Source organism: Agromyces sp. P2_B3 (assembly GCF_056404815.1).
This window is the reverse complement of the sequence record NZ_JBFUDH010000001.1, coordinates 382139-408616: the sequence shown is the minus strand read 5'-3', so window position 1 is coordinate 408616 and position 26478 is coordinate 382139. Positions and strand designations below refer to the sequence as shown.

General features: G+C 71.2%; 30 protein-coding genes. 13 read left to right on the top strand and 17 right to left on the bottom strand.

What is annotated here, in order from left to right; translation table 11 throughout:
• The first annotated feature begins 29 nt into the window (after nucleotides 1–29).
• From AC1DZA_RS01860 to AC1DZA_RS01850, 3 genes are all read left to right on the top strand, one after another.
• Nucleotides 30–731: a type 1 glutamine amidotransferase domain-containing protein gene (locus tag AC1DZA_RS01860; RefSeq protein WP_476771477.1), complete on the top strand. Its 702-nt coding sequence runs from the start codon at nucleotides 30–32 to the stop codon at nucleotides 729–731.
• Between the two features lie 149 nt (nucleotides 732–880).
• A complete protein-coding gene (locus AC1DZA_RS01855; RefSeq protein ID WP_476771476.1) occupies nucleotides 881–3025 on the top strand; it encodes an amylo-alpha-1,6-glucosidase in 2145 nt (714 codons plus the stop codon).
• Complete coding sequence (locus tag AC1DZA_RS01850; RefSeq protein ID WP_476771475.1) at nucleotides 3022–4086, top strand: glycosyltransferase; 1065 nt, start codon at nucleotides 3022–3024, stop codon at nucleotides 4084–4086. The genes AC1DZA_RS01855 and AC1DZA_RS01850 overlap by 4 nt, the downstream gene beginning before the upstream one ends.
• A gap of 244 nt (nucleotides 4087–4330) precedes the next feature.
• Here the strand turns inward: AC1DZA_RS01850 and AC1DZA_RS01845 are convergent, their stop codons facing one another.
• From AC1DZA_RS01845 to AC1DZA_RS01835, 3 genes are all read right to left on the bottom strand, one after another.
• On the bottom strand, nucleotides 4331–4537 hold the full coding sequence (locus AC1DZA_RS01845; RefSeq protein ID WP_159602901.1) for a cold-shock protein: 207 nt from the start codon (nucleotides 4535–4537) through the stop codon (nucleotides 4331–4333).
• Nucleotides 4538–4636: 99 nt separating this feature from the next.
• Nucleotides 4637–5731 carry a fatty acid desaturase family protein gene (locus tag AC1DZA_RS01840; RefSeq protein WP_476763225.1) on the bottom strand — a complete coding sequence of 365 codons (1095 nt, stop codon included), beginning with the start codon at nucleotides 5729–5731 and terminating at the stop codon, nucleotides 4637–4639.
• A gap of 130 nt (nucleotides 5732–5861) precedes the next feature.
• Nucleotides 5862–6518, bottom strand: coding sequence for a UdgX family uracil-DNA binding protein (locus AC1DZA_RS01835; protein WP_476771474.1), 657 nt, complete (start codon nucleotides 6516–6518; stop codon nucleotides 5862–5864).
• A 66-nt stretch (nucleotides 6519–6584) separates the two neighbouring features.
• Between AC1DZA_RS01835 and AC1DZA_RS01830 the strand changes: the two genes are divergently transcribed.
• Nucleotides 6585–7457, top strand: a complete 873-nt coding sequence (locus AC1DZA_RS01830) for an NAD-dependent epimerase/dehydratase family protein (RefSeq protein ID WP_476771473.1) — start codon at nucleotides 6585–6587, stop codon at nucleotides 7455–7457.
• A 105-nt stretch (nucleotides 7458–7562) separates the two neighbouring features.
• Here the strand turns inward: AC1DZA_RS01830 and AC1DZA_RS01825 are convergent, their stop codons facing one another.
• Nucleotides 7563–7766, bottom strand: a complete 204-nt coding sequence (locus tag AC1DZA_RS01825; RefSeq protein WP_022893782.1) for a cold-shock protein — start codon at nucleotides 7764–7766, stop codon at nucleotides 7563–7565.
• 368 nt (nucleotides 7767–8134) lie between these two features.
• Here AC1DZA_RS01825 and AC1DZA_RS01820 point away from each other — a divergent pair, with 368 nt between their 5' ends.
• Genes AC1DZA_RS01820 through AC1DZA_RS01805 form a run of 4 tightly spaced genes read left to right on the top strand, consistent with a single transcriptional unit; the run spans nucleotide 8135 to nucleotide 10166 of the window.
• Nucleotides 8135–8686, top strand: coding sequence for a VanZ family protein (locus AC1DZA_RS01820; protein WP_476771472.1), 552 nt, complete (start codon nucleotides 8135–8137; stop codon nucleotides 8684–8686).
• A 47-nt stretch (nucleotides 8687–8733) separates the two neighbouring features.
• Complete coding sequence (locus tag AC1DZA_RS01815; protein ID WP_476771471.1) at nucleotides 8734–9543, top strand: sulfite exporter TauE/SafE family protein; 810 nt, start codon at nucleotides 8734–8736, stop codon at nucleotides 9541–9543.
• Nucleotides 9540–9863, top strand: coding sequence for a DUF2510 domain-containing protein (locus AC1DZA_RS01810; RefSeq protein ID WP_476771470.1), 324 nt, complete (start codon nucleotides 9540–9542; stop codon nucleotides 9861–9863). The genes AC1DZA_RS01815 and AC1DZA_RS01810 overlap by 4 nt, the downstream gene beginning before the upstream one ends.
• Before the next feature lie 9 nt (nucleotides 9864–9872).
• Nucleotides 9873–10166 carry a DUF1905 domain-containing protein gene (locus AC1DZA_RS01805; protein ID WP_476771469.1) on the top strand — a complete coding sequence of 98 codons (294 nt, stop codon included), beginning with the start codon at nucleotides 9873–9875 and terminating at the stop codon, nucleotides 10164–10166.
• 25 nt (nucleotides 10167–10191) lie between these two features.
• Here the strand turns inward: AC1DZA_RS01805 and AC1DZA_RS01800 are convergent, their stop codons facing one another.
• Both AC1DZA_RS01800 and AC1DZA_RS01795 read right to left on the bottom strand, forming a co-directional pair.
• The gene (locus AC1DZA_RS01800) at nucleotides 10192–11433 is read right to left on the bottom strand and encodes an RNA polymerase sigma factor (protein ID WP_476771468.1); all 1242 of its coding nucleotides are present in this window, start codon (nucleotides 11431–11433) and stop codon (nucleotides 10192–10194) included.
• Nucleotides 11434–11457: 24 nt separating this feature from the next.
• Nucleotides 11458–11832 (bottom strand): YciI family protein, encoded by a 375-nt coding sequence (locus AC1DZA_RS01795; protein WP_476763944.1) that lies wholly within the window; start codon nucleotides 11830–11832, stop codon nucleotides 11458–11460.
• Between the two features lie 198 nt (nucleotides 11833–12030).
• Here AC1DZA_RS01795 and AC1DZA_RS01790 point away from each other — a divergent pair, with 198 nt between their 5' ends.
• Complete coding sequence (locus tag AC1DZA_RS01790) at nucleotides 12031–13170, top strand: carboxylate-amine ligase (protein ID WP_476771467.1); 1140 nt, start codon at nucleotides 12031–12033, stop codon at nucleotides 13168–13170.
• Here AC1DZA_RS01790 and AC1DZA_RS01785 read toward each other — a convergent pair whose 3' ends face one another.
• The 3 genes from AC1DZA_RS01785 to AC1DZA_RS01775 form a co-directional block, all read right to left on the bottom strand.
• On the bottom strand, nucleotides 13171–13884 hold the full coding sequence (locus AC1DZA_RS01785) for a PKD domain-containing protein (RefSeq protein WP_476771466.1): 714 nt from the start codon (nucleotides 13882–13884) through the stop codon (nucleotides 13171–13173).
• Between the two features lie 104 nt (nucleotides 13885–13988).
• The gene (locus AC1DZA_RS01780; RefSeq protein ID WP_476771465.1) at nucleotides 13989–14573 is read right to left on the bottom strand and encodes a hypothetical protein; all 585 of its coding nucleotides are present in this window, start codon (nucleotides 14571–14573) and stop codon (nucleotides 13989–13991) included.
• A 99-nt stretch (nucleotides 14574–14672) separates the two neighbouring features.
• A complete protein-coding gene (locus tag AC1DZA_RS01775) occupies nucleotides 14673–14900 on the bottom strand; it encodes a hypothetical protein (protein WP_476762596.1) in 228 nt (75 codons plus the stop codon).
• A gap of 125 nt (nucleotides 14901–15025) precedes the next feature.
• Between AC1DZA_RS01775 and AC1DZA_RS01770 the strand changes: the two genes are divergently transcribed.
• From AC1DZA_RS01770 to AC1DZA_RS01760, 3 genes are all read left to right on the top strand, one after another.
• Nucleotides 15026–15730, top strand: a complete 705-nt coding sequence (locus AC1DZA_RS01770; RefSeq protein WP_476762595.1) for a GAF and ANTAR domain-containing protein — start codon at nucleotides 15026–15028, stop codon at nucleotides 15728–15730.
• Nucleotides 15727–16449: a GAF and ANTAR domain-containing protein gene (locus tag AC1DZA_RS01765; RefSeq protein ID WP_476762594.1), complete on the top strand. Its 723-nt coding sequence runs from the start codon at nucleotides 15727–15729 to the stop codon at nucleotides 16447–16449. Before AC1DZA_RS01770 ends, AC1DZA_RS01765 begins: the two co-directional genes overlap by 4 nt.
• A gap of 129 nt (nucleotides 16450–16578) precedes the next feature.
• On the top strand, nucleotides 16579–16929 hold the full coding sequence (locus tag AC1DZA_RS01760; protein ID WP_476762593.1) for a hypothetical protein: 351 nt from the start codon (nucleotides 16579–16581) through the stop codon (nucleotides 16927–16929).
• Here AC1DZA_RS01760 and AC1DZA_RS01755 read toward each other — a convergent pair.
• The 8 genes from AC1DZA_RS01755 to AC1DZA_RS01720 form a co-directional block, all read right to left on the bottom strand.
• Complete coding sequence (locus AC1DZA_RS01755) at nucleotides 16911–17225, bottom strand: DUF7882 family protein (protein ID WP_476771464.1); 315 nt, start codon at nucleotides 17223–17225, stop codon at nucleotides 16911–16913. The two genes, AC1DZA_RS01760 and AC1DZA_RS01755, sit on opposite strands and share 19 nt — an antisense overlap.
• A gap of 122 nt (nucleotides 17226–17347) precedes the next feature.
• Entirely contained in the window at nucleotides 17348–18232 is an 885-nt protein-coding gene (locus AC1DZA_RS01750; RefSeq protein WP_476771463.1) for a MurR/RpiR family transcriptional regulator, read from the bottom strand.
• A complete protein-coding gene (gene murQ, locus AC1DZA_RS01745) occupies nucleotides 18222–19289 on the bottom strand; it encodes an N-acetylmuramic acid 6-phosphate etherase (protein WP_476771462.1) in 1068 nt (355 codons plus the stop codon). The genes AC1DZA_RS01750 and murQ overlap by 11 nt, the downstream gene beginning before the upstream one ends.
• Nucleotides 19286–20542 (bottom strand): anhydro-N-acetylmuramic acid kinase, encoded by a 1257-nt coding sequence (locus AC1DZA_RS01740; RefSeq protein ID WP_476771461.1) that lies wholly within the window; start codon nucleotides 20540–20542, stop codon nucleotides 19286–19288. The genes murQ and AC1DZA_RS01740 overlap by 4 nt, the downstream gene beginning before the upstream one ends.
• Nucleotides 20539–22107 (bottom strand): glycoside hydrolase family 3 N-terminal domain-containing protein, encoded by a 1569-nt coding sequence (locus AC1DZA_RS01735; protein WP_476771460.1) that lies wholly within the window; start codon nucleotides 22105–22107, stop codon nucleotides 20539–20541. Before AC1DZA_RS01735 ends, AC1DZA_RS01740 begins: the two co-directional genes overlap by 4 nt.
• The gene (locus AC1DZA_RS01730) at nucleotides 22104–23024 is read right to left on the bottom strand and encodes a carbohydrate ABC transporter permease (RefSeq protein ID WP_476771459.1); all 921 of its coding nucleotides are present in this window, start codon (nucleotides 23022–23024) and stop codon (nucleotides 22104–22106) included. Before AC1DZA_RS01730 ends, AC1DZA_RS01735 begins: the two co-directional genes overlap by 4 nt.
• Nucleotides 23021–23923, bottom strand: a complete 903-nt coding sequence (locus AC1DZA_RS01725) for a carbohydrate ABC transporter permease (protein WP_476771458.1) — start codon at nucleotides 23921–23923, stop codon at nucleotides 23021–23023. Before AC1DZA_RS01725 ends, AC1DZA_RS01730 begins: the two co-directional genes overlap by 4 nt.
• A gap of 73 nt (nucleotides 23924–23996) precedes the next feature.
• Nucleotides 23997–25292 (bottom strand): sugar ABC transporter substrate-binding protein, encoded by a 1296-nt coding sequence (locus AC1DZA_RS01720; protein WP_476760876.1) that lies wholly within the window; start codon nucleotides 25290–25292, stop codon nucleotides 23997–23999.
• A 163-nt stretch (nucleotides 25293–25455) separates the two neighbouring features.
• On the opposite strand from AC1DZA_RS01720, the gene AC1DZA_RS01715 reads away from it, so the two are divergent.
• Nucleotides 25456–26475, top strand: a complete 1020-nt coding sequence (locus tag AC1DZA_RS01715) for a BadF/BadG/BcrA/BcrD ATPase family protein (protein ID WP_476771457.1) — start codon at nucleotides 25456–25458, stop codon at nucleotides 26473–26475.
• Nucleotides 26476–26478 lie beyond the last annotated feature (3 nt).

Sequence of the window (26478 nt, the reverse complement as noted above, 5' to 3'; positions counted from 1 at the left end):
ACCTCACCGACAGAACGGAAGCACCACCAGTGAGCGACATCCTCATGATCGTCACCGCCGCCACCAGCCTCACCATGAAGGACGGTTCCGAGCACCCCACCGGCTTCTGGGCCGAGGAGCTCGTGACCGCCCACCGCGACCTCACGGAGGCCGGACACACGGTCACCATCGCGACGCCGGGCGGAGTCACGCCGACGGTCGACGCCGTCAGCCTCGATCCCGCCGTCGTCGGCAGCACCGACACGGTCGAGCAGCTTCGCGGGTACCTCGCGTCGATCACCGACGAGCTCGCCGCCGCCGTGCCGATCGCCGAGGTCGACCCCGCGGCGTACGCCGCGATCGTGCTGCCCGGAGGGCATGGTCCCATGGCCGACCTGGCGTCCGACCCCGAGACGGGCCGCGTCCTCGTGGCCGCCAACGCCGCCGGCACCATCATCGCGCCGTTCTGCCACGGCCCGGCCGCACTGCTGTCGGCGAAGCTTCCCGACGGCTCGAACGCGTTCGCCGGCCGACGCCTCACCGTCTTCACCGACGAGGAGGAGCGCACCGGCGGAACGGGCGAGAACACGCCGTGGTGGGTGGAGTCGACGCTCCGCGAGGCCGGCGCCACCATCGACTCGGCGGCCCCATGGAGCGACCACGTCGTCGTCGACGGTAACCTCATCTCGGGGCAGAACCCGCAGTCGAGCGCGTCGGTCGCGCGCCGGGTCGTCGAGGCGCTCGCCGGCTGACCGGAGGGCAGGCCTCGGCCGCGTGGAGCGGAGGATGCCTCACCTGTCAATCCCCTGCTGGGGCGTCCCCTCCGCCGCCTACGGTGGACGGCGGAGGGGCGCCCCATGGCCATGGCACGCGCCCACTTCGGGACGGAGGCGCGTGCACGATGCCCGGTTGGAACGCGGACACCCTCGCCGGCACGGCCGGCGCCGGTGCGGTCACGATCGTCGAGGGCTCCGCGTTCTGCGTGTCGGCCGCCAACGGCGACATCATGCCCGAGTTCCCCCATGGCGTCTTCTTCCACGACACGCGCCTCGTCTCGAGGTGGGCGCTCCTCATCGACGGCGACCCCGTGGAGCCGCTCTCTTCGTCCACGCCCCGGCCGTACCGCTCCGTCGCGGTCGGCCGCGCCGGGCACATCCCGGGGCGCGCCGACACTCCGCTGATCGTCGAACGCGACCGCAAGGTCAACGGGGGGCTGCGCGAGGAGCTCACCCTGCGCAGCTACTCCCGGGAGCCGCTGGCCCTGCGGGTGGAGCTCGTCCTCGAGTCCGACTTCGCCGACATCTTCGAGGTGAAGGAGGGCCGTGCGGCCCGGAGCCCCCAGCGCGCACGGCTGGAGTCGCCGGGCGTGATCCGCGTCGACTCGCCCCGGGACGAGCGGCTCGGACTCGTCGTCACCGCTCCCGGCGCAACCTTCGCCGGCGACCGCCTCACCTTCGACGTCGTGCTCGAGGCCCGCGGCTCGTGGTCGCGTGTCATCCGGCTCGCACCGACGACCCTGCAGGACGAGTTCACGATCGGCGCGGACGGCGACGACTCGGCCGTGCCCGTGGGCCCCGCCCGTCGCTTCCTGGCCTGGCAGTCCCACATGCCGGTGCCCGACGTCGAGGACGACGCGATCGAGCGAGTGATCCTCCAGAGCCAGCAGGATCTCGGATCGCTGCGGATCTTCGACCCGAGCCACCCCGACCGGCCGGTCGTCGCCGCGGGCGCGCCGTGGTTCATGGCCCTGTTCGGGCGGGACTCGCTGCTCACCGCGCTGATGTCGCTGCACGTCGATCCCGAGCTCGCCCTCGGCACCCTGCAGACCCTCGCCGAGCTGCAGGGCACCGCGTTCGACGCGGCATCCGAGGAGCAGCCCGGGCGCATCCTCCACGAGGTGCGGCTGGGCGCCACCACGAACCTCGCCCTCGGCGGCGGCTCGGTCTACTACGGCACGGCCGACGCGACCCCGCTCTTCGTGGTGGTGCTCGGCGAGCTGGCGCGCTGGGGCGGCCTGCACGACGGACAGGACGAGCTCATCGCGGCCGCCGATCGAGCCCTCGAGTGGATCCTGCGCGATGGCGACCGCGACGGCGATGGCTTCGTCGAGTACGCCCGCCTCAACGAGCACGGTCTCGTGAACCAGGGTTGGAAGGACTCCTGGGACGGCATCACCTTCGCCGACGGATCGCTCGCCCGCGCGCCGATCGCGCTGTGCGAGGTCCAGGGCTACGTGTACGCCGCCTACGTCGCCCGCGCCGAGCTCGCTACCGCCCGCGGCGACGACGACACGGCCGCCCGCTGGTACGAGCGGGCGTCGATCCTGAAGCGCCGGTTCAACGAGGCGTTCTGGCTGCCCGAGCAGGGCTACTTCGCGCTCGCCCTCGACGCCGACAAGCGACCGGTCGACTCGTGCGCCTCCAACATGGGCCACTGCCTGTGGAGCGGCATCGTCGACGACGACAAGGCCGGTGCGGTCGCCGAACGACTGCTCTCGGACGAGTTGTTCACGGGCTGGGGCGTGCGCACCCTCGCCTCGGACATGGGCGCCTACAACCCGGCGAGCTACCACAACGGCTCGGTGTGGCCGCACGACAACGCCATCGTGGCCGCGGGCCTGATGCGCTACGGCTTCGTCGACGAGGCCAACCGGATCGTCCAAGGGATGTTCGAGGCGGCGACCCGGTTCGGCGGTCGTCTCCCCGAGTTGTTCTGCGGCTTCGACCGGCGGCGATATCCCGAGCCGGTGTCCTATCCGGCCTCCTGCTCGCCGCAGGCGTGGGCCGCGGCGACGCCCTTCTCGCTGCTGCGCACCACGTTGCGGTTCGACCCGTCGGTGCCCACCGGCGACGTCTGGCTCGCGCCGACGACCTCGGCGGGATTCGGCGACATCCACCTGCGGAACGTGCCGTTCGCCGGCTCCCGCATCTCGATCGATGCGTCGCGACGCGGCGCATCCGTGGTCGGTCTGCCCCCCGGCCTCACCCTGCACCCCGACCCGCGCCCTGCCCTGGTTCCGGTGCCCGTTCGAAGGAACCCGACATGAGAATCGGCATCATCGCCCCGCCGTGGATCCCCATCCCCCCGACGGCGTACGGCGGCATCGAGTCGTTCATCGACACGCTCGCGTGCGCCCTCGACGAAGCGGGTCACGACGTGCTGCTCGCGGCATCCGCCGACAGCACCTCCCCGGTGCCGCGCCTGCCCGGATTCGAACCGTCCGACCCAGCCACGATGGGGGTGACCGCCCACGAGCTCCGGCACCTGCTGCGGGCGTTCGCCGCGCTCGACGACGTGGACGTCATCGTCGACAACACGCTCGCCGGGCCGGTGCTCGCCGGGTACGCCAATGGCATCCCCCTCGTCACGGTGGCGCACGGCCCCCTCATCCCGCTCGAGCAGGAGCTGTACCTCGCAGGCGTGCCCGAGGTCACGTTCGTCGCGATCTCCGAGAACCAGGCGTCGCTGGCAGGGCCGGTGCCGATCGCCCGGGTGATCCCCCACGGCATCCAGGTGCAGGACGTCCCGATCGGTCCAGGGGGCGACTCGGCATGCTTCGTCGGCCGGATGCACCCGTCGAAGGGGGTGCCCGAGGCCATCGAGGCGGCGGCGAGGGCAGGCATCCCGCTGCGGATCGCGGCGAAGATGCAGGAGGCCGCCGAGCAGGAGTACTTCGACGACGTCGTTCGCCCGGCGCTCGGCAGGAACGCCGAGTACCTCGGCGAGCTCGACACCGACGAGAAGTACGAGCTCATGGGGAACTCGTGCGCGCTGCTCAACCCGATCCAGTGGGACGAGCCGTTCGGCCTCGTCATGATCGAGGCGCTGGCCACCGGCACGCCCGTCGTGGCGACACCCCGCGGCTCCGTACGCGAGATCGTCGAGGAGGGCCGCACCGGGTTCATCCGCTCACAAGCCGAGGAGCTCGCCGCGGCGCTCGCACGGGCGACCGACCTCGATCGCGCCCAGTGCCGCGCAGCGGCCGAGACGCGGTTCAGCGCCGAGCGGATGGCGGCCGACTACGTCGCCCTCTTCGAGGACCTGCTCCGAGCGAGGACTCGGCCGCCGAGGACGGGCGCTGCCCGGCCGGCCGCATTCAGCGGGTGAGTCGCGCGAGCGCGGCGCTGCACCTGTGGGGAGGAGAAATCCTCCGAGGGAGGTCGCCTCGACCAGGAACGTCCTCCGCTCGCGCGGAACTCCTCCCGCGGCGCCCCGCGCTCGAGGGAGGCAGACGAGGCCCAGAACGAGAGCGAGCGGATGCCGCGCCATGCGCCTCACGGGGAGGCGCCGGCGTGCGGCATCCGCTCGTCGATCATGCGGCGCGAAGGCCGCAGATCAGGGGTGCGAGAACTTAACCGATGACGGTGATGTTCTCGGCCTGCAGGCCCTTGGGGCCGCGGGCGGTCTCGAATTCGACCTTCTGGTTCTCCTCGAGCGAGCGGTATCCGCCCGACGCGATCGCGCTGAAGTGCGCGAAGACGTCGGCCGAGCCGTCATCCGGGGCGATGAAGCCGAAGCCCTTGTCGGCGTTGAACCACTTGACGGTTCCGGTAGCCATATTCTTTTCCTTCTGTAAAGCCGAGCCGCCGGAGCGGCTGCGACGTGCACGACCCGAGGTCGTGCGGGGTTCCGCCGGCGAAATCCACCGACGGAAGTCTCAGACCCGACGGAACTGGTTCACCATCGGGCAGTCGAATGGGTCGCGAGCGGCGAGACCGACGCGATTGAGGTACTCGATGACGATGCCGTACGACTTCAGGATCGTCGTCTCGGTGTAGGGCACGTCGAGGGTGCGGGCGTGCTCGCGCACGATCTCGCGCGCCTTGGCGAGGTGCGGCCGCGGCATGTTCGGGAACAGGTGGTGCTCCACCTGGTAGTTGAGGCCGCCGAAGAGCACGCTCGCCCAGAAGCCGCCCGAGACGTTGCGCGAGGTGAGCACCTGCTTCGAGAAGAAGTCGAGCTTCGCGTCGGCGGGGATGATCGGCATGCCCTTGTGGTTCGGGGCGAACGACGCGCCCATGTAGATGCCGAACACGGCGAGCTGCACGCCGATGAAGGCGAAGGCCATGCCGAGCGGCAGCATCCAGAAGATCGCGCCGAAGTAGATCGCGAACCGCACCGCGATGAGGCTCAGCTCGACGGCGCGGCCCTTGACCGGCCCCCGGTCGAACAGGGTGCGGATCGAGGTGAAGTGCAGGTTGACGCCCTCGAGGGTGAGCAGCGGGAAGAACAGGTAACCCTGCTTGCGCGTGATGAGCGCCATCAGCCCGCGCTGCTTGGCGGCATCGGCCTCGACGAACGAGATCGTGTCGAACTCGATGTCGGGATCCTTGCCGATCTTGTTCGGGTTGGCGTGGTGACGCGTGTGCTTCGTCATCCACCAGGCGTAGCTGATGCCGACGACGCCGGCGGCGATCCCGCGGCCGAGGCGGTCGTTGGCCGGGCCGGACTCGAGCACCTGGCGGTGCGAGGCCTCATGGGCGAGGAACGCGAACTGCGTGAAGATCAGGCCGAGTGCGCCCGCGATGAGCAGCTGGAACCACGAGTCACCCAGGAGGATGAACCCCGTGATCGCGCCGCCGAGGGCGACGAGCAGGATGCCGATCAGCATGAGGTAGAACCAGCGCGTGCGGTTCAGGAGGCCCGATTCACGAATGACGCGGGACAGGGCGGTGAAGCTGCGTGTGATGTCCACGGTGCCGGTGCGGGGCTTCGTCGCCCGAATCGCACCGAGGGTTTCGGTGTGAGAGATGTGGGATTCCCAGCGTTCGTCGACTTCCCAGCCGCGTCACGCGGGTAAACCACCCGCTGCAGATATCCCCACTCTAGGGGGTGCACATGGGAAGGCACTGTGAGTCTCAGGACATATGCCGCAATCGGCATCAGTCTACGGCATCGGCAGCCGTGCGCAGGTCGTCGACGAGCGCGGCGAACGCCGCCTTCCGGTCGGCGGCGTCCTTGATGCGCAGGAGCGCCGACGGATGCGTCGTCACGAGCACCGGGGCCGGCAGCGCGGGTGCCCCAACCGCGGCATCCGGCGGCAGCACCCTGCCACGCACCTCGCCGATGCGCACGGTGCGCCCGAGCACCGAGCGTGCGGCCGTCGCGCCGAGCGCGACGACGATCGACGGCTGCACCGCCTCGAACTCGGCCTCGAGCCACGGCCTGCAGGCGACGATGTGCGCGATGGAGGGCTTCTCGTGGATGCGCCGCTTGCCGCGCAGCCGGAACCGGAAGTGCTTCACCGCGTTGGTGACATAGACGCGGTCGCGTGGGATGCCCGCGGCGTCGACCGCGTCGGCGAGCAGGCGCCCGGCGGGGCCCACGAACGGCTCGCCCTCGAGGTCCTCGCGATCGCCGGGCTGCTCGCCGACGAGCATGAGCGGAGCGCCCTCACGGCCTCGCGAGAAGACCACCTGCGTGGCGTCGCGCCAGAGCTCGCAGCCTCGGCAGTCGGGGGCGGCGCGGCGGAGCTCGTCGACGGGAGCCCCCTCGGGCACCCACGCGTCGGCTCCTGGACGCTCCACGTCGTCGGCCATGCAGGCGAGCGTACGAGCCGGCGGGACTCGGCGGCAGGGGGTTGCACCCGGTGCGAGACTGGAGGCATGCGCATCGCCGTCACCGGAGGGTCGGGCAAGCTCGGCCGCACCGTCGTCCGCACGCTCCGCGACGAGGGCCACGAGGTCGTGAACCTCGACCAGCAGGGCGACCGCGCGCACGTCACGCGCGTCGACCTCACCGACTACGGCCAGGTGATCGACGCCATCGCCGGCGTCGACGACCGTCACGACGGCGTCGACGCGATCGTGCACCTCGGCGCGATCCCGGCGCCCGGCATCCTCAGCGACGTGGCGACCTTCCACAACAACATGCTGTCGACGTTCAACGTGTTCCAGGCGGCCCGGCGCCTCGGCATCACCCGGGTCGTGTACGCCTCGAGCGAGACGGTGCTGGGCTTGCCGTTCGACGTGCCGCCGCCGTACATCCCCGTCGACGAGGAGTACCCGGCGCTACCCGAGAGCACCTACTCGCTCGTGAAGCACCTCGAGGAGCAGATGGCCATCGAGTTCGTGCGCTGGAACCCCGAGTTGTCGATCACCGCGCTCCGCTTCTCGAACGTCATGGATCCCGCCGACTACGTGGACTTCCCCTCGTTCGACGCCGACCCGAGGCTGCGCAAGTGGAACCTCTGGGGCTACGTCGACGGGCGCGACGGAGCGCAGGCGGTCAGCCTGGCGCTGGCGAAGGCGTGGCCCGGCTTCGACCGGTTCATCATCGCCGCGGCCGACACGGTCATGTCGCGCCCGAACGCAGAGCTCGTCGCCGAGGTCTTCCCGGATGTCCCTTTGCACGGTGAACTCGGCGTGCACGACACCCTGCTCTCGATCGACAAGGCCCGGCGGGTGCTCGGCTACGAGCCGCGCCACTCGTGGCGCGACGAGGTGGCGGATGCCGCGGCATCCGTTCGCCCCAGCTGACAGGCAGCCCGAACCGCCCGAGCCGACGAGCAGCCCGGACAACCCACGCAGAAGACGAACGCCCCCACCAGCCGGAGCTGACGGGGGCGTCCTGAGAGCCGAGACCTAGAGGCCGCGGATGTTCTCAGCCTGCAGGCCCTTGGGGCCCTGTGCGACCTCGAACTCGACCTTCTGGCCCTCTTCGAGCGAACGGTAGCCGTTGCCCGAGATGGCGCTGAAGTGTGCGAAGACGTCGGCGCTGCCGTCGTCGGGAGCGATGAAGCCGAAGCCCTTTTCGGCGTTGAACCACTTGACGGTTCCGGTTGCCATACTGCTGTCCTTCTGTCCTATGGGCCGCTGAGTGCGGGCCCGATGCGATCGGGGTCGATCGCGTCCCCGACGACACGGTGCCGCCGAAGCTGGGGGCGAGGGGCGGGTGTGCGCTCAGGCATCCGCCGTCTCGTATCGGGTCATGCCACGCGGATCGTGCCGCCTCCGGGCAATCAGGTGGAGGCGCGGGCGTCTGCCCGCTTGATGGAGGAATCGTTGAGCCTACCCTAGTAGGCCGCGCGCGCGAGCGCACCAGTCCGCGATCGGATCGTGACCTGAGATGACGGAAATTCCTTCGGCGGCGGCTGATCAGCGGACATGCGGGGTGGTGCCAGCGTGCTCATAGGGAGGCGCCCCAGACTGGAGGGGTGAACCGCCGCCCCCTGCGATTCGTCGCCCTCGCCTATGCCGCCGTCGTGCTGTGGGCGACCGTCGGCCCCGCGCCGTGGCGCACGAGCGGCAACCAGCTCGAGGGCGGCATCCTGAACCCCGACGCGTGGACGGCCCCCGTCACGTGGACCACCGGGTACCTGTCGGAGATGGCGTTCAACGTGGCGATGTTCGTCCCCGTCGGGCTGCTGGCGGCGCTCCTCATCCGGCGGCGGCGCTGGCCGCTGGCACTGCTCGCCGGGTTCGCGTTCACCGCGGTCATCGAACTCGTGCAGGTTCCCGAGCCCGATCGCATCTCCGATCCGCGCGACCTCGTGATGAACACCGGGGGCGCCGTGCTCGGCGTGCTGCTCGTGCTCACGGCCCGCATGGTGCGCCGCTCGGTCGCCGTGGCGGTCAGGCCGATGCTCACACCCGCCGATGACGCGATGCCGGCGGATGCCACGACGTCGACGTCGCCGGCCCTCGGCGAGCTGGTCGGGGCGTCCTCGACCACGGCCGACACAGCGGCCGCCGAGCGAGCGGCCTGACCCGTCGCGACGCCGGTCCGGCCGGCCTTCGCGGATACAGTAGGCGGGTGACCTCCCCCGACACGGCCGCCCTTCGCGCGCGCTCCTGGTGGGTCCGACTCGCGCTGATCGGGGCGGCCGGCGGCCTGCTCTCGGGGGCGTTCGGCGTCGGCGGCGGCATCCTCATGGTGCCGCTCCTCATCACGTTCGCCGGCATGGACCAGCGCCGCGCGTCGGCGACCTCGCTCGCCGCGATCGTGCCTGCGGCCGTCGCAGGTTCCATCACGTACTTCGCGAACGGCGAGATCGACCTCGTCGTCGCGCTCATCGTCGCCATCGGCGGCATCGTCGGCTCGTGGATCGGCACCTGGATGCTGCGCCGACTGGCCCTCGGCTGGCTGCGCTGGCTCTTCGTGGCGCTCCTCATCGCCGTCGCCGTGCGCATGCTGCTCGTCGCGCCCGTGCGCGGCGAACGCATCGAGCTCGACGTGCTGCCCGTCATCGGCATGGTCGCCCTCGGCCTCGTGATCGGCATCGCGTCGGGACTCTTCGGCGTCGGCGGCGGCATCATCATGGTGCCCGCGTTCGTGGCGTTCTTCGGCATGAGCGACCTGGTCGCGAAGGGCACGTCCCTCGCGGTGATGATCCCGACCGCCGTGAGCGGCACCGTGTCGAACGCGCGGGCCGGCATCGTCGACCTGCGGGTCGGGCTGGCGGTGGGCATCCCGGCGACCGTCGCCTCCTTCGGCGGCGTCGCGATCGCGTTCCTCCTCTCCCCCGAATGGTCGGCTCGCCTGTTCGCGGCGCTAATGGTCGTCGCCGCCGTGCAGTTGGCGGTGCGAGCGATCCGCCTCGAGCGGAAGGGGGCGGGGGCATGAGCGTCGAGCCGGTTCGCGTCCCTGGCTGGTACGACGACGAGGCGGATGCCGCGTCCCTCCGCTACTGGGACGGCCGCGGGTGGACACCCCACACGGCCGCAAAGCCGCACGGGCACGAGGACATCGGCGACCTCTTCGCCCTCTTCGCGGACTCCGCGGTGCCCGAGCACACCGCGGTGCCCGAGCACACCACGGTGCCCGAGCACACCACGGTGCTGGAGCACACCACCGTGCTGGAGCAGACCACCGAGCCCCTCGCGCCCGCACCCCTCGCGCGCCGAACGCCGCGACGGCCCTGGCGCGTCGGTGGGCGCCGGTAGCATCCGACCATGCGATTCCGCTTCACCGCACCGCTCTGGGAGTGGGGCGCGCAAGGCGGCTGGTTCTTCGTCACCGTTCCCGAGGAGTTCGCCGCCGACATCCGCGAGGTGCCGCGCATGCCGCGCGGCTTCGGCGCGGTGCGGGTGCGGGTGACGGTGGGTTCGACCAGCTGGTCGACGTCGATCTTCCCCGACTCGAAGCGGGGCAGCTATGTGCTTCCCCTGAAGAAGGCGGTACGCACCGCCGAGGGCATCGGCGAGGGCGACGACGTCGACGTGCGGCTCGAGGTGGTCGACGCATGAACCGCTGCGGCGAGCGGCGCGCCCCTCAGCGCGCCTGACGCAGCGACTCGGCCTTCGCGGCGAGGTAGCGCTGCTCGGGGCCGTTGCGCGTGCGGCGCGCGGCCTCGGCGAACGCCAGCGACGCGGCATCCGTGCGCTCCGAACGCTCGAGCAGGTGCGCCCGCACCGCCCAGGTGCGGTGGTGGTCGGCGAGCGCCGACCCGGCGCCGTCTCCGCTGGACTCGGCCCGGTCGAGGGCGGCCAGGCCCGATTCTGGACCTTCGACCATGGCCAGGGCGACGATGCGTCCGAGGGTCACCATCGGTCCGGGCGTCAGGCGGCCGAGGAGGTCGTAGAGGCCGAGGATCTCGACCCAGTCGGTCGCCTCCGTCGACGGCGCCTCGTCGTGCACCGCCGCGATCGCCGCCTGCAACTGGTAGGGGCCGATGGGCGCGCGGTCGAGCACGTGCGTCACGAGGTCGACGCCCTCGTCGATCGTCGCGCGGTCCCAGCGCGACCGGTCCTGGTCGTCGAGCGGCACGAGCGCACCCGCGGCGTCGGTGCGCGCGGCCCTGCGGGCGTCGGTGAGGAGCATGAGGGCGAGCAGCCCGGTGGTCTCTCCCCTGGCATCCGGCTCGGTGGCGTGCAGCTGCCTGGTGAGCCGGATCGCCTCCGCAGACAGGTCCACGCGCGCGAGCGCCTCTCCCGAGCTGGCGGTGTGCCCCTCGGTGAAGATGAGGTAGAGCACGTTGCGGAGGGCGACCAGCCTGTCCTCGAGCTCGTCGGGCTGCGGCATCCGGAACCCCTCGCCGCTCGAGCGGATGCGCGCCTTCGCCCGCGAGATGCGCTGCGCGACGGTGGCCTCGGGCACGAGCAGGGCGCGGGCGATCTCGACGGTGGTGAGTCCGCCCACCGCACGGAGGGTGAGCGCGACCTGCGCCGGCCGGGTGAGCGCGGGGTGGCAGCACAGGAGGAACAGCGTGAGGGTGTCGTCGACCGCGGGAACGCCGGGTGTTCCGCCGGGCGGCGGCTCGAGTTCGACGGCGAGGGCCTCACGGCGCCGGCGTGCGACATCCGACCGCACCTGGTCGATGTAGCGCCGCGACGCGACGCGCACGAGCCACGCTCGCGGGCTGTCGGGCACGCCCTCGCGAGGCCAGGCACCGGATGCCGCGACGAGGGCCTCCTGCATGGCGTCCTCGCACGCCGCGAAGTCGCCGTAGCGGCGCACGAGCACTGCGAGCGCCGACGGTGCGGCGTCTCGCAGTGCCCGGACGGCGTCGCTCACGGCATCGCGGATGTGCCGGCGTCCTCAGAGGTCGCCGCCACCCGTCATCTCGAGCACCGGGCGCACCTCGATGAGCCCGAACCGGGCCTCGGGGAAGCCTGAGGCGATCTCGACCGCACGCGACTCGTCGTCGACGTCGACGAGGTAGAAGCCCGCGAGGAGCTCCTTCGTCTCGGCGAAGGGCCCGTCGCTGGCCACGGTGCCGGCCTCGTCGTTGGTGACGCGCTTGGCGAGGGAGATGTCGGCGAGCGCCTCGCTGGCGACCAACTCGCCGCTGGAGGCCAGCTCACTGCTGATCGCCTGGTAGGAGGCGTAGCCCTCGACCTGCTGCTCGGGCGTGAAGCTCTCCCACACCGCGCGCGACTCGGGGTTGCTGTAGATCTGGATGAGGTACTTCATCGGAAATCGCTCCTTCGATCGTTCGTCATCGTCGTTCGTTCGGGAGGCGGACCGCGCTCCCACCAGTATGTCGAGGCTGCGCGCCGTTTCTCGACATGGTGCCGCTACTCGGCGTCCCCCGGTTTCGCGCGGGCTTGACAGGCGGTCCGGCCGTCGCGAGAGTTCGATGGGGGCTTCCCGTCGAAGGGTAGGGCGCACATGCGGACGTTCGGTGTCGAAGAGGAGTTCCAGTTCCTCGATCCCGAGACCCTGCGTCCGGCGAACGTCGGGGCGGCGGTCTTCGAGCGGCTCTCCCAGGAGCCCGACTGGGCGGGCGTGACCCACAAGGAGTTCCTCGCGTCACAGGTCGAGCACGCGTCATCCGTGTTCACGACGCTCGACGAGGCGCGCGCGGCGCTCCTCGGGTTCCGCCACCGCGTCGCCGATCACGCGGCCGACTTCGGCGTCGTGGGTGCGAGTCTCGGCACCGCCCCCGAGACCACGCCGTTCCCCGACATCACCGAGAGCGAGCGCTATGCGCGCATCGTCCGCGACCTCGGCGGCCTGATCGCCGACCACCAGGTGAGCGGCCTGCACGTGCATGTGGGCGTGCCCGACCGCGAGGCCGGCGTCATCGCGCTCAACGCGGCGCGGCCCTGGATGCCGCTGCTCACCGCGATCGGCACCAACTCACCGCTGTGGCGTGGCCATGACACGGGGTTCGACAGCTGGCGCACCGTGCTGATGCGCCGGTGGACCACTGCCGGATGCCCGCCCTCGTTCCTCGACGCCGCGGACTACGACCGTCGCACCCGCCAGCTGCTCGGCATCGGAGGCACGGCCGACCTGGCGCTCATCTCGTGGGACGTGCGGCTCTCGGAGCACCTGCCGACCATCGAGTTCCGCATGGGTGACGCGCAACTCGATGCCGAGAGCACCCTGCTGATCACGGCGCTCTCGCGCGCCCTCGTGTCGCACGCGCTCGAGGCACCCGGTGCGACGGATGCCGCGGCGACTGCCTCGGCGGATGTGCCGCCCGAGCTGCTCAGCGCGACCGTGTTCCACTCGGCGCACCACGGGATGCGGGGCGAGGTCTTCGATCCGCTGTCGGGCGCGCTCGCACCCGCGGCGGACGCGCTGCGCGGGTTCGTGCGCCTGCTGGAACCGCAGCTGACCGAGACCGGCGATCTCGACGTGGTGCGCGCGTCGGTGGAGCGGCTCCTGCGCGACGGCACGGGTGCGATGCGGCAGCGGGCCGCCTTCGAGGCCGACGGCATGGCAGGGGTGCGGCGACTGCTCGATGCGTCGATCGTCGCCGACCGGCACCGCAACGGCGAGCCGTCGGCCGCCGCACTGTAGTCAGCAGCCGGGCGCGTCGGGATGGGCGTTGCAGTCGCCCTGCGTCAGGACGGTGTCGAACTCGCCGACGAGCACGCGCTGCGGTGCGCCCGCCACGGCGAGCGTGCCGGCGATGGCGCGCCACGGTGAGCCGGCGAACCGGTACTCCGCGCGCAGGGTCGCTGCGACGTCGACCGTGTACTCCCCGGCCGTCGCGTAGACGTGGCTCGTCACCGTCTCGGTGAACTCGCCCTGACCGAGCGCCGCCCACGTCGCGCCCGGGGTCGCGCTGTCGACGACGGCACCGTCGCTGTGGCTCCACCGGTACCCGATCGGCGTGAACCGCACGTCGGCCGGTTGGCCGAGCAGTGTCCCTGACACCACCTGCACGGATGCCGCGGCCACGAAGTTCGCCGGAAGGCCCTCGACGGCCCAGCCGGCGGGCTCCATGCCGTTGCCGGGCGCAGCGGGCCGGAACGACGCGATGTCGCGGAGGGTCACCACCACGGGCGCCGCCGCCGGGTCCTCCGGGCGGGTCGGGTCGACCGCGCACAGCGCGATGTTGGAGGGGCTGCAGTTCTCGGGCGGGGCCGGAGGCGCGGGTGCGGGTGCGGCGGCGTCGCCGCCCTGCACTGCGTCGGAATCGTCGCCAGAACGGCCATCATCCTCGCCGGCCGCTTCCGTCGATGTCGTGCTCTGTCCCGACAGCTCCACATTGCCCAGATTCGGGTTCATGACGCTATGCGCAGTGCAGGTGCCAGTCAGAACCTGTTCCTTGGAACACATTTCACCGGCTGTAGCGGAAACGGGCACGCTGACAGAGACGAGCAATCCAGCGATCAACCAAGGCAGAAATTGTCGCGAGTCCAAAGTTCCCTCTTACTCACCAGAAGCGATGTTTTGTCGCCTTCGAGGACGACTGTGTATGGGACATCGACAACGCGACCCTCAACAACTCTCGACTGGCCGCTCGCATCCAGAACGTCAAGATTTCGGAGGTCATCGCAGACGTAAACGGTCACTTGAACCAGTCCCCCAGCGACGTCGCTGGACTGGAGTTCGTTGACTCGAAAATCGACCGATCCCGTAGTTCGAAGTCCCTCGGCTTCAAACTCCGCGGCGGCATCGATCTCCTCCGCAAGAGCCTGCCCAGTCGCCACGGCCTTGAGTCGATCGGAGTCGGTTCCTCCGTCACTTGTCACGGAGGTTGAGACTTCGAGGAATCGCTCGTACGCGGCCTCGGCGGCGGCCAGCGCCTCCTCGTCGGTCGCGAAGATCGGGTCCGCGGTGGGCGAGGACGTGGGCGCGGTGGTGGGGGCCGGGGCGCCGCTGCATCCGCTCAGGGGAAGCAGCACCGCCCCCGCGATCGCGGCCAGCGCGCCCGCGCGAAGTCGCACGCGGAGGGGGGCGGGTGACTCAGGCATGGCGTCGAGCCTAAGCGAGCAGTCGGTGCCAGCCGGTCGTTATCCACAGCGGCTCGGGCGCCCGGGACGGCGCGCCCGAGACGCGCGAACGTTCGCGCCTCAGCTCATGAGGTCGCGGACGAGCTCGCCCCACTCGAACCCGCACTCGCGGCAGTCGAACAGCGGGTCTTCGTGGGCGAACGCGTCGGCTGCGGCATCCGTCGACTCGATCTCGACGACCGTGTGGAAGGACGATGTAACGACCACGCGAACCGTGGTCGACCCGCAGCGCGGGCACGGCTCGTCGAGCACATCGTGCGCGACGCTGGTCTGCAGCTGGTTCCTCATGGCGCCCACGGTACGCCGCGCCGCCGACATCGCCGGGCGCACACGCGCAGTGCAGACGAGTGGTAGCGAGGGCTTTCACATCCTCACGGGGGCCAGTAGCGTCGAAGGCAGGAGGCGGTGGCGTGATGACGAGCTCGTTCGGTGCGGCGTTGGAGGCACTGGACCGGTCCTCCGGTTCTCCCGCCGAGTTCTGCCGACCGTTCCTCGACCTCTTCCCGGTGAGTGGGGCCGCCGTCTCGACGGTGGGCAACGTGCTCGGCAGCGAGACGCTGTCCGCCAGCGACGAGATCGCCGCCCGCCTCGACGAACTGCAGTTCGACCTGGGTGAGGGCCCGTGCTGGGATGCCGTGCGCTCCGGCTCGCCCGTGCTCGAGCCCGATCTGCACAGGGCGCCCCCGCGCTGGCCGGCGTTCACCGCGGCGGCCCGTGACGACGGACTGCGCTCGATCTTCGCCTTCCCGCTCGCGGTCGGCCCGCTGCGCATCGGCGCGGTCGACCTCTATTCGCTGCGGCCGGTGGAGTTGAATCGCACCCAGATCCGACAAGCCGATGCGATGGCGGGGGTCGTCGGCCGCCATGTGCTGCGCCAGGCGCTCGTCGAGGTCGGGCGCGACCTCGACGACAAGGGCAACGCCTTCTCCCGACGCATCGTGCACCAGGCCACCGGCATGGTCCTCGCCCAGCTCGACCTCTCACCCGACGATGCGCGACTCGTCATCCAGGGGCATGCGTTCGCCACCGAGCGCACGATGATGGAGGTCGCACAGGACATCATCGACGGCCGGCTCCGCTTCTCGAACCAGCACGACGCGATCGAGGCGAGCCAATGACCGAGCAGCGAACGAAGGAGACGCGACTCCTCCAGACGTTCGCGATCCTCGCCGACACGCTCGTCGACGGATACGACGTGGTCGACCTGCTCCAGCTGCTCGTCGACAGCTGCGCCGAGCTCCTCGACACCACCGCGGCGGCCATCCTGCTCGCCGACGGCCATGGCGAGCTCGACGTGATGGCGTCCACCAGCGAGGCGAGCCACCTCGTCGAGGTGATCCAGCTCAGCGCCGAGGCCGGGCCGTGCGTCGAGTGCTTCCGCTCGGGCGAAGTCGTCGAGGTGCCCGACATCGCCGACAGTCCGGTGGAGTGGTCCCGGTTCCGCGACCGGGCCCTGGAACTCGGGTTCGAGTCGGTGCACGCGCTGCCCATGCGCCTCCGTGACAACACGATCGGCACGCTCAACCTCCTCCGCGATCGAACCGGCACGCTCGACGAGGAGGACCGCATCGCAGCCCGGGCGTTCGCGGATGTCGCGACGATCGGGATCCTCCACGAGCGCTCGATGCGCGAGACGGCCGTGCTCGCCGAGCAGTTGCAGGGTGCGCTGAGCAGCCGGGTGGTGATCGAGCAGGCCAAGGGCGTCGTGGCCCACACGAACGGTGTGACCATCGAGCAGGCGTTCGAGCTCATCCGACGGTATGCGAGGTCGCACCAGCTCGGGATCAGCAAGGTCGCCGCCGCGATCGTGGATCGCTCGCTTCGGCTCGGCGACTGAGGCGCACCGTTCGCCCGCGCGCATCCGTGCGAGGGGACATCTGGCGCCCCCGCGGCATCCGGATTTAGAATTGGATCGGTGCCCCGGACCTCGACAACCGCTCAGACGTCGAGCCGAGAGGGGACCGCCATGAAGCTCATCACCAGCCGCGTCGGGTCGTACCTGACCGGGACCGAGATCGCCGACGCCGTCATGCGCTACGGGCTCGCGCTGGCGCGGAAACAGGAGCTCGATCTCATCGAGATCCCGTTCGTGTCGAGCGACGGGTCGGTGCGCCGCGCGCAGTTCACGATCGGGTGGCAGGTCGAGACCGCCTCGATCTCACGCGTCGAGCCGAGCGACGAACTGCTGGAGGCCGACACGGCGCAGTTGCTCAATGCGAAGGCCGATCGAGTGGGCCTGATCAGCGCCAGGCCGTTCAGCGCCGAGGAGCTCGCCGACTTCGCGACAGTGCAGGTCGACTACGTCGAGTCGTGCTGAAGCGCGGCAGATGAGGCCGGCTCCGGAACCAGGGTCAGCACGCCGGTGAGCCCGACCTGGCCGGCGAGTTGCTCGAGCCACGCGTGGTTCAGCACCGGCTGCCGATTGCCGTGGTAGACGAACTCGATGGCCGTGCGGGGGCTCACCCAGTACGACAGCATGCCGCCTTCGCCTCGCAGGGTCAGTGAGAAGTGCTCCCCGCGGCGCAGCTTGTCGATGATGACCACCTGCAGGTGCGCCAGCGCGCGGTCGTCGAGCTCGATCGGCTCGCCTCGGTCGTAGATGAGGAAGCCCATGATGGCCCTCGATGCTCACGGGCGCGGTGTCGAGGGGTGACGGCACTCCGGCCCGCCGTTCACTCGATTGTCGCGCGTTCGGCACCGGTCCGATAGAGGCAGAACCGCTCCGAGAGGGCGGATCAGTCGCGGCGCTTGCGCGCCGCCACCTTGTGGCTGGCGGTCACCTCGAAGGTGCGGCGCAGCGGATCGGCGACGTCCTCGTGCCGGCGCTGGGCGACCCGCACGAACACGAAGTCCACGACGGCGAGCTGTGCGATGCGACTCGACATCGCGCCCATGCGGTACGGCGATTCGCGTGCCTGCGTGGTGAGCACCGCGTCGGCCACCTCGGTGATCGGTGAGTCGGGCGAGTTCGTGAGGGCGACGGTCATCGCGCCGGCGTCCCGCGCGACGGTGAGCGCGTGGATGGTCTCGCTCGTGAGCCCCGAGTGCGAGATGCCGATCGCGACGTCACCGGGTTTCCGCAGCGCCGCCGTCACGAGGGCGAGGTGCACGTCGACCGAGCACGACGCCGAGATGCCGATGCGGGCGAGCTTCTGCTGCAGGTCCTGGGCGGTGAGCCCGCTCGCGCCGAACCCGTAGAGGTCGACGTGCCTGGCAGCGGCGATCGCGTCGACGACCCGGTCGAGCACCTCGACGTCGAGGCCCTGCACGGTCTGCTCGATCGCGAGCACCTCGTGGAAGGCGATCTTCGCCACCACGTCGGCCGCGGCGTCGTCGGGGCTGATGTCGGAGTCGGCGAGGCCGAACCGGTCGCGCTCCGCGGCCTCGCGGCTGATCGCGCTCGCGACCTCCATGCGGAACTCGCGGTAGCCGCTGTAGCCGAGGGTCTGGCAAAACCGCGCGACGGTCGACAGGGAGGTGCCGCAGAGCTGCGCGAGGTCGGTGATGGTCAGGTCGACGACGATCCCGGGATCGGCGATGATCGCCTCCGCGACGCGCGCCTCGGACGAGCTCAGGCGCGGCAGCGCCTGGCGCACGTTGGAGAGCACGTCACGAGCCATCGTTCTCCTCTGCTCGGGTCGCGGGCATGGACGTCGCGCGAACCTCACTCAGAGCATCTCGCAACACCCCATCGTGCGACGAGAGGCGCGCGATCGCGTCATCGGGAGTCACCCCAGTAATGGTCACGAGGATCGCGGCCTTCACCGAACCGCCCACCGATTCGAGGGCAGCGGATGCCGCAGCGGCATCCGTACCCGTCGCCAGCATCACGATGCGTTCCGCACGTGCGCGGAGCTTCGCGTTGGTGGCCTGCACGTCGACCATGAGGTTGCCGTGCACCTTGCCGAGCCGCACCATCGCGATGGTGGAGATGGCGTTGAGCACCAGCTTCTGGGCGGTGCCGCCCTTGAGACGGGTCGAGCCGGCGACGATCTCGGGGCCGACGACGGTCTCGATCGCGAGGTCGGCGACGTGGCCGATCGTCGATCCGGCGTTGCACGAGAGACCCACGGTGAGTGCCCCGAGCCGTCGTGCGTGTTCGAGGGCCCCGACGACGTAGGGCGTGCGGCCCGAGGCGGAGATGCCGACGACGGCGTCGGCGGCCGTGAGCCCGATGGCGTCCAGGTCGGCCGCCCCGCGCGCCGCGTCGTCCTCGGCGTCCTCGACGGCGGAGCGCAGTGCCACCTCGCCGCCCGCGATGACGCCGACGACGAGGGCCGGGTCGGTGCCGAAGGTGGGCGGGATCTCGCTCGCGTCGAGCACGCCCATGCGTCCGGCGGTGCCGGCGCCGAGGTACACGAGGCGGCCACCCGCGCGGAGGCGCGGGACGATCGCGTCGATGGCGGCGGCGACCTGCGGCGCGGCATCCGTCACCGCGGCGACCGCCTGCGCGCTCTCCTCCTGCATCGCCGCGAGCTGCGCCTCGGTCGCGAGCAGGTCGAACTCGCCGTGCGCGTCGTTGACGCCCTCGGTGTCGAGCTCGCCGAGCAGCTGGCGCAGCGCGGCATGCTGCTCGGTCGCCGTGGCCTGCGGCGCCTCGGCCTGTTCGGCCGCCGGCCGCGTCGCGGGCTCGGACTGCGCCGACCGCACGGCATCGTGCTGGGCGGTGTGGTTCATGACGGTGTTCCCCCGGATTCGGTGCTGCTGATGCTGACGGATGCGACGCCGGTGAGCGGCGGCGGAAGGTGCAGGCCGGCGGGGCCGGGCGTCAGGCGGCCGGCGATCCTGGGCTCGCCCCGCGCGTCGCCCGAGAGGCGCGCGGGCACCCCGTGCCAGCTCAGGAAGCCGAGGAACGCGAACATCAGCGATTCCTTGAACGACGGGTCGATGCCGCGCAGGTCGCTCGTCTCGACGGCGAGGGCGCGATCGGCGGCGAGCGCGGTGATGCGGGCCATGAGCGCCGGGTTCAGCGCTCCGCCGCCCGAGCAGAGGAGCAGTGCGGGCCGGTCTGCGCCCGCACCCGCGTCGAGGCTCGCGTCGCCGCCCAGTGCGACGGCGTCGACCACGGTGCGCGCGGTCAGCTCGGTGAGCGTCGCGACGAGATCCTCGAGCCCGAGCGCGTCGGTTCCGGATGCCGCGACCGCCCGGTCGACGACGCCGAGGTCGAACGTCTCGCGCCCGGTGGTCTTCGGCGTCGGAGCGGAGAAGTAGGGATGCCGCAGCAGCTCGTCGAGCAGCGCGGGGTCCACCCGTCCGGCGGCCGCGAGGCGACCGTCGGCGTCGTAGCCGAGGGCGCCCTCGGTCGCCCGCGCCACGACGGCGTCGATGAGCCCGTTGCCGGGGCCGGTGTCGAAGGCCAGCACGTCGCCGTCCGGCCGCACCAGCTGCACGTTCGCGATGCCGCCGAGGTTCACCGTGGCGATCGCGCGGCCGGTCCGAACAGCTTCGGCGCCGAGCCAGGCCGCGTCGAAGACGGCCATGAGCGGGGCGCCCTCCCCGCCCGCGGCGATGTCGGCGGCGCGCAGGTGAGAGAGCACGGGCGCGCCCACGCGCTCGGCGATCCACGAGGGCTCCCCGAGCTGCAGGGTGCCGCGGGCGTGCCCGTCCTCGACCCAGTGGAAGATCGTCTGGCCGTGCGAGACGACGAGGTCGGGCACGGCTCCGGTCGCCTCCATCCCGGTCGCCGCGGCATCCGCGAAGGCCTGGCCCAGGAGGGTGTCGAGCTCGCAGAACGCGCCGGCGGTGAGCGGCTCGCCCGCCGAAGCCGCGAGGATGCGGTCGCGGCCCTCGGCCGACCACGCCACCGTCTCCGCGTGCAGCAGCCGCATGCCCACCGCCGGGCGTTCGCCCGCATCGTGGGCGGCCACCTCGACCACGGCCACGTCGATGCCGTCGGCCGACGTGCCCGACTGCAGCGAGAGCACGATCATGCCGTCACCTCACGGCGCGTGCCCTCGGCGAGGAGCTCGCCGACGGCCTCGGCGGCGAGACGGCTCGCCGCCCGCGTGTGCACGGCCGCCAGCGGCAGCGGGCCGCCGGGCATGCCCACGTTGACGACGACGGCCGCCGGGCGTACCGCGGCGAGCTGCTCGATGACGTCGCGCTGCGGGCTGTGCGCCCCGATCGCGTCGACGAGGAGCACGAAGGGTTCCCGGGCGCCCGTGGTCTCGGCGGCCACCGCGACCCGTCGGCGCAGGTCGCCGCCCGATGCGCTCGAGCCGCCCGCCGTGGCGACGCGGATGACTCGACCTCCTCCGGCGAGCACGTCGGCGACGTAGTCGGCGTCGCCGTCCACGGCGATCGTCGATCGTCCACGCACGTCGAGCACGGTGCGGGGGCCGGTCGAGGCGGGAACCTCACCGTCGACCGAGAGCGCGGTGCGGGCGACGGATGCCGTGTCCCACGACATCCGCCCCCCTTCCGCTGCGGCCCCGACACCAGGGCCGCCCTGCTCACCGGTGAATCCCCCACCGGCGAGCGAGTCGCCGAGCGCATGCACGCGCGCCGCGGCGGTCTCGAGCACGGCGACGGGCAGGCTGCCGTCGTCGAGCGCCGCGAGGATGGCGTGCTGCACCTCGCGGAAGTCGCGTTCGTCCTGGTCGGGCGCGGCATCGGCGCCCGGGTTGCGCGGGTTGCCGATGCAGAGCAGGTCGGCCCCGGCGAGGAGGGCCAGCACGGCGCCCCGCCCTGCGCCGACGGTGGCGCGCACGGCCGCCATGTCGAGCGCGTCGGTGACGATGACACCGTCGAAGCCCATGGCGCGCAGGCGCCTCAGGATCGTCGGGTTCAGCGTCGCGGGCGCGTCGCCCCACTCCGGCACCACGAGATGCCCGGTCATCACGGCGGCCACCCCGGCGTCGATCGCCGCGCGGAACGGCGGCAGGTGCATCCGCTCGATCTCATCGGGGGCGATGGTGAGCGTCGGCAGCGCGTGGTGGGAGTCGACGTGCGTGTCCCCGTGGCCCGGGAAGTGCTTCACGCACGCCGCGGCGCCCGCCGACTGGATGCCGCGTACCGCCGCCGCGACGTGCCGCGAGACGACCTCGGGCTCGTCGCCGAACGCGCGCACGCCGATGACCGGGTTGCGCGGGTCGGTGTTCACGTCGGCGACGGGAGCGAGCACCACGTTCGCGCCGGCCGCGAGCGAGCGCTCGGCCAGTGCGACGCCCACGGCGGTCGTGGCATCCGTGTCGTCGACGAAGCCGAGCTGGGCGGCGCCGGGCAGTGTCGAACCCGTCGCCGCCTCGAGCCGGGTGACGTTGCCGCCCTCCTCGTCGATGCCGACGACGAGGCCCGGGCGGATGCCGCGGAGCTCGGCTGCGAGGCCGACCCGCTCAGCCTCGTCACCGAGGTTGTGCGAGAAGAGCACGACCCCCGCGAGTCCCCCGTCGGCGAGCTCGGCCCGAAGCCACGAGGGCACGGCGCGGCCGAGGAAGCCCGGCCAGAGCACCCCGCCGACGAGCGCCCGGAGCGCCGGATCCTGAGCCGCGGTCATCCCTTGACCGCACCCGCCACGAGGCCGCTCGAGAGGCGGCGCTGCACGATGACGAAGAAGATCATGACCGGGATGGTGATGATCGTCGACGCGGCCATGATGTAGCCCCACTCGTTGGAGTGCTCGCCGAAGAACTGCTTCAGGCCGATCGCGACCGTGTAGTTCTCGGTCGCGCCGCCGAGGAGGGTCATCGCGAAAATGAACTCGTTCCACGCGGTGATGAACGAGAACACGCTCGTGGCCACGAGGCCGGGCATGACGAGCGGGAGCAGCACCGACCGGAACATCCGGCCCCAGCTCGCGCCGTCGATGTAGGCGGCCTCCTCGAGCTCGATCGGCACGGCCGCGACGAAGCCGCGCAGCATCCAGATGCCGAACGGCAGCGAGAGCGCGACGTACACGACCATCAGGCCGAGCAGCGTGTTGAGCAGCTGCAGGTCGCGCACCTGCACGAACAGCGGGATGACGAGCGCCTCGAGCGGCACCATCTGCACGACGAGGATCATGAGCAGCATCCCGGTGCGGAACCGGAAGCGGAACCGGGCCACGGCGACCGAGGCGAGGAGGGCGAGCACGGCGCTCGCGAGCACCGTGACAAGGGCGACGATCGCCGAGTTGCGCAGGAAGACGTCGAAGCCGCCCTCGGTGAGCACGTACTCGAAGTTCGCGAGCGTCCACTCGCGGGGCAGCAGCGTCTGGCCGCCGGCCCCGGCCGACTTGTCGAAGGCGCTCGAGAGCATCCAGAACGCCGGGAAGAGCGTGAAGCCGAGCAGCAGCACGACGAGCACGGCCTTGATCGCGGCCGAACGGGTCTTGCGCGCGGTGCGGCGCGTGCGCGGGATCGCACCACGGGAGGTGTCACCGGTGGCTCCGGATGCCGCGGGCGTGGTCACCGGGGCGGGCGTCATGGTGCTCACAGCTCGTCCTCCTTCAGCATGGTGCGCACGTAGACGACGGTGATGCCGAGCAGCACCAGGGTCAGGAGCACGGCGATGGCCGAGCCGAAGCCGTAGCGGTTCTGGCCGAACGACTCCACGTACGACCAGACCCCCAGGTTCAGCGCCTCGCGGTTGGAACCCGAGCCGCCGGGCATGAGGTAGACCTGCGCGAAGACCTTGAAGTCCCAGATCGTCGAGAGGATGATCACGACCGCGAAGACCTGCTTCAGGTTCGGCACGATGATGCGCCAGAACCGGCGCCAGGCGCCCGCGCCGTCCATCTCGGCCGCCTCGAGCATCTCCTTCGGCACCCCGAGGAGGCCCGCGAGGATGGTGATGGCCACGAAGGGGAAGCCGTGGTGCACGACGTTGAGCAGCACGATGGCGTAGAAGGTGTAGCGGTTGGTGAACCAGTTGACCGGCTCGTCCTGGAGCCCCAGCGCCTGGAGGGTCTCGTTGAAGATGCCGCGGTCGGCGTCGAAGATCCAGATCCAGACGTACGTGCCGGTGACCGCGGGCATCGCCCAGGCGATCATGATGGCGCTGCCGACGACGGTGCGCCAGAGCGGGCCGAGCGAGGCCATGAGCACCGCCACGCCCGTGCCGAGGGCGACGGTTGCCGCCACGGCGAGCACCGCGAACCCGACGGTGTTGGGGAGCACGACCGTCCACAGCGTGGGGTCGGTGAAGATCTCGCCGTAGTTGGCGAGGCCGATCCAGTTCGGCTCGCCCGACACGATCTCGCGCAGGCCGTAGTCCTGCAGCGAGAAGAGGAATACCCGCACGAGCGGCCACAGCAGCAGCACGGCGAGCACGGCCAGTGCCGGGCCGAGCAGCAGCCACGGCCGCAGTCGCGTCAGCGGGCTCCTGCGCTGCACGGGGCCGCCGCCCGCGCGGGGGGATTCAGCCCCCCGCGCGGGCGTCGGAACCTGGATCGTCGAGGTCACGGACTCAGTTGCCGTTCATGATCTCGTTCATCTCCGCTGCGGCGTCGGACGTGGCCTGCTCGACCGTCTTCTGCCCGGAGAGGATCGCCTGGATGGCGGTGTTCGTCGTCTTCTTCGCCTGCACGGCGCCGAACTTCGGCGTCACCGGCACGGTGCCGCCGCCGTCGACGAGCTGCGTGGCGAACGGCGCGACGAGCGGGTCGTCGGAGCTCATCGTCTCGGTGAGCAGCGACTGCTGGCCGGGGAAGTAGCCCGACTGCTCGCCCCACTGCGCGGCGAAGTCACCCGTGGTCATGAGCTTGATGAACTCCCACGCCAGGTCGGGGTTGTCGGCCGTGTTGAACATCGACAGGTGGGAGCCGCCGAGCACCGACGGGGCGATGCCGCCGTCCTTGCCGGGGATGGGGGTGGCGGCGAACTTGCCCTCGAGCTCGGCGTTCTTCTCCACGATCGCGGCCGGGGTCCACGAGCCCATGAGGGCCATGGCGACGTTGCCCTGCGCGAAGTTGTCGAGGACGTCGGTCTCCTTCCACGTGGTGGCGCCGGCCGACGAGAAGCCGTGCTTCAGCGCAAGGTCGGTGTAGAACTGGATGCCCTCCTGCGACTCGGAGCTGTCGAGTCCGGAGACCCACTCGTCGCCGTCCTTCGTCGCGACCTCGCCGCCCGCACCCCAGACCCAGGGGTACACGCCGAACTCGGCGTCACCGGGAACGGCGAACGCCATCATCTCGGGGTGCGCGGCCTTGATCGCCTCGCCGGCGGAGACGATCTCGTCCCAGCTCGTCGGGGCCTCGAGGCCGAGCTCCTCGAAGATGTCGGAGCGGTAGACGAGGGAGCGCACGCCCGCGTACCAGGGCATGCCGTAGAGCTCGTCGTCGTAGGTGCCCGAGGTCACGAGGCCTTCGACGAGGTCGTCGCCGAGGTCCTCGTCATCGACGTAGTCGCCGATGGGCGCGAGCGCGCCGGCGTCGGCGAACTCGGCCGTCCACGTGGTGCCGGTCTCGGCGACGTCGGGGGTGGTGCCGCCGGCGATGGAGGTGACGAAGCGGTCGTGGGCGTCGGCCCACTGCACGAACTCCACGTTGAGCTTCGCGCCGGTCTCCTTGGTGAAGGCGTCGCCGACCTCGTCGAAGAACGCGTCGGAGTCGGGGTTGGTGCCCTCCATGATCCAGACGTCGAGGGTCTCCCCCTTGGCGCTGACGTCTCCCTTGTCGTCGCCGCCGGTCGATCCGCCCGCACAGGCGGTGAGCCCGAACGCGGCCGTGACGAGCACGGCGACGGGCAGCAAGCGCTTCTTCATAGATGCCTCCTCATTGAAATCTCTGTGGCGCTGACCCGCGCCGGGGAATGTGACTCTGGAAGTAGTATTCGTGAGTCATGCATTGTTTGCAAGAAGTTTCCGAAATCGTGATCATGTCGCGATCTTCGACTGCGGCTCCTCGCTGCTCCCCTAGGCTCGGGCCGTGAAGAGTGTCGCATCGGCCGGCTGGGAGAGTGACGAACGGCCCGGCGGCACGTGGGTGCTCGGCATCGATGTGGGCGGCACCGGCTCCCGGGCGGCCCTCGCACCGTCGGACGCGGACGTCGAGCCGTCCGGCGGGGCCCCGGCGCGTCGGCTCGAGGGCGCCCGGGTCGCCATCGGCGGGGGCGGTTCGAGCGTGTCCGACGTCGTCGTCGCGCTGATCGGCGACGTGCGGCATCGGTGGCCGGATGCCGCGATCGCCGGCGTCGGGGTCGGCGCCACCGGCCTCGCCTCCCTCGTCGGATCGCCAGATACCGCCGCCGCACGGATCTCGGACGCGACTGCCGGCGCCCCCGTCGCGCTCGCGATCGACGCTGTCACCGCGCACCTCGGCGCGCTCGGCGGACGCGGCGGCGCCGTCGTCGCCGTCGGCACCGGCGCGATCGCGATCGGCACCGACCTCGCCGACCAATGGAAGCGCGTCGGCGGCTGGGGGCACCTCTACGACGACCGCGGCTCGGGCGCGTGGATCGGCATCGAGGCGCTCAAGGCCGCCATCCGCACGCACGACGGCGTGACGACGGATGCCGCGGCGCTGCTCTCGGCGGCCGTCGAGCGATTCGGTGCCGCACCGAGCTGGCCCGCGCAGCTCCTGACCCGCCCGGACCGCGCGGGGCTGCTCGCCGGGTTCGCGGCGGACGTGGGAGGGCTCGCGGCATCCGGTGACCCTGTCTCGCTCGACATCATGACCCGCGCGGGTGCCGAAGTCGGGGCGACGCTGGCCGCGGCCCTCGACCCCGGAGTGCCGGCACTCGCCGCGGGCACCGGTGGGGTGTTCGGCGCCGGCGGCGCCTTCACCGCGGCATTCGAGCACGAGTTCGCGCGGCTGGCCCCGCACGCCGAGCTCGTGGTGTCGGGCGGCACCCCGCTCGACGGCGCGGTTCGGCTCGCACGGCTGGTCGCGTCGGGCGAAGCGCCGGCGCAGCATCCGCCGTTCATCTGGACCTCGCAGCCGCGCTGAGGC

Excerpts from the sequence above, each read along its gene's own strand:
- AC1DZA_RS01780 (WP_476771465.1), bottom strand. The coding sequence starts at position 14,573 with ATGCCTGAGTCACCCGCCCCCCTCCGCGTGCGACTTCGCGCGGGCGCG.
- AC1DZA_RS01755 (WP_476771464.1), bottom strand. The coding sequence starts at position 17,225 with ATGGGCTTCCTCATCTACGACCGAGGCGAGCCGATCGAGCTCGACGAC.
- AC1DZA_RS01795 (WP_476763944.1), bottom strand. The coding sequence starts at position 11,832 with ATGAAGTACCTCATCCAGATCTACAGCAACCCCGAGTCGCGCGCGGTG.
- AC1DZA_RS01805 (WP_476771469.1), top strand. The coding sequence starts at position 9,873 with ATGCGATTCCGCTTCACCGCACCGCTCTGGGAGTGGGGCGCGCAAGGC.
- AC1DZA_RS01855 (WP_476771476.1), top strand. The coding sequence starts at position 881 with ATGCCCGGTTGGAACGCGGACACCCTCGCCGGCACGGCCGGCGCCGGT.
- AC1DZA_RS01810 (WP_476771470.1), top strand. The coding sequence starts at position 9,540 with ATGAGCGTCGAGCCGGTTCGCGTCCCTGGCTGGTACGACGACGAGGCG.
- AC1DZA_RS01825 (WP_022893782.1), bottom strand. The coding sequence starts at position 7,766 with ATGGCAACCGGAACCGTCAAGTGGTTCAACGCCGAAAAGGGCTTCGGC.
- AC1DZA_RS01775 (WP_476762596.1), bottom strand. The coding sequence starts at position 14,900 with ATGAGGAACCAGCTGCAGACCAGCGTCGCGCACGATGTGCTCGACGAG.
- AC1DZA_RS01845 (WP_159602901.1), bottom strand. The coding sequence starts at position 4,537 with ATGGCTACCGGAACCGTCAAGTGGTTCAACGCCGACAAGGGCTTCGGC.
- AC1DZA_RS01790 (WP_476771467.1), top strand. The coding sequence starts at position 12,031 with ATGCGGACGTTCGGTGTCGAAGAGGAGTTCCAGTTCCTCGATCCCGAG.
- AC1DZA_RS01830 (WP_476771473.1), top strand. The coding sequence starts at position 6,585 with ATGCGCATCGCCGTCACCGGAGGGTCGGGCAAGCTCGGCCGCACCGTC.
- AC1DZA_RS01720 (WP_476760876.1), bottom strand. The coding sequence starts at position 25,292 with ATGAAGAAGCGCTTGCTGCCCGTCGCCGTGCTCGTCACGGCCGCGTTC.
- AC1DZA_RS01760 (WP_476762593.1), top strand. The coding sequence starts at position 16,579 with ATGAAGCTCATCACCAGCCGCGTCGGGTCGTACCTGACCGGGACCGAG.
- AC1DZA_RS01770 (WP_476762595.1), top strand. The coding sequence starts at position 15,026 with ATGACGAGCTCGTTCGGTGCGGCGTTGGAGGCACTGGACCGGTCCTCC.
- AC1DZA_RS01750 (WP_476771463.1), bottom strand. The coding sequence starts at position 18,232 with ATGGCTCGTGACGTGCTCTCCAACGTGCGCCAGGCGCTGCCGCGCCTG.
- AC1DZA_RS01765 (WP_476762594.1), top strand. The coding sequence starts at position 15,727 with ATGACCGAGCAGCGAACGAAGGAGACGCGACTCCTCCAGACGTTCGCG.
- AC1DZA_RS01740 (WP_476771461.1), bottom strand. The coding sequence starts at position 20,542 with ATGATCGTGCTCTCGCTGCAGTCGGGCACGTCGGCCGACGGCATCGAC.
- murQ (WP_476771462.1), bottom strand. The coding sequence starts at position 19,289 with ATGAACCACACCGCCCAGCACGATGCCGTGCGGTCGGCGCAGTCCGAG.
- AC1DZA_RS01735 (WP_476771460.1), bottom strand. The coding sequence starts at position 22,107 with ATGACCGCGGCTCAGGATCCGGCGCTCCGGGCGCTCGTCGGCGGGGTG.
- AC1DZA_RS01850 (WP_476771475.1), top strand. The coding sequence starts at position 3,022 with ATGAGAATCGGCATCATCGCCCCGCCGTGGATCCCCATCCCCCCGACG.
- AC1DZA_RS01835 (WP_476771474.1), bottom strand. The coding sequence starts at position 6,518 with ATGGCCGACGACGTGGAGCGTCCAGGAGCCGACGCGTGGGTGCCCGAG.
- AC1DZA_RS01785 (WP_476771466.1), bottom strand. The coding sequence starts at position 13,884 with ATGAACCCGAATCTGGGCAATGTGGAGCTGTCGGGACAGAGCACGACA.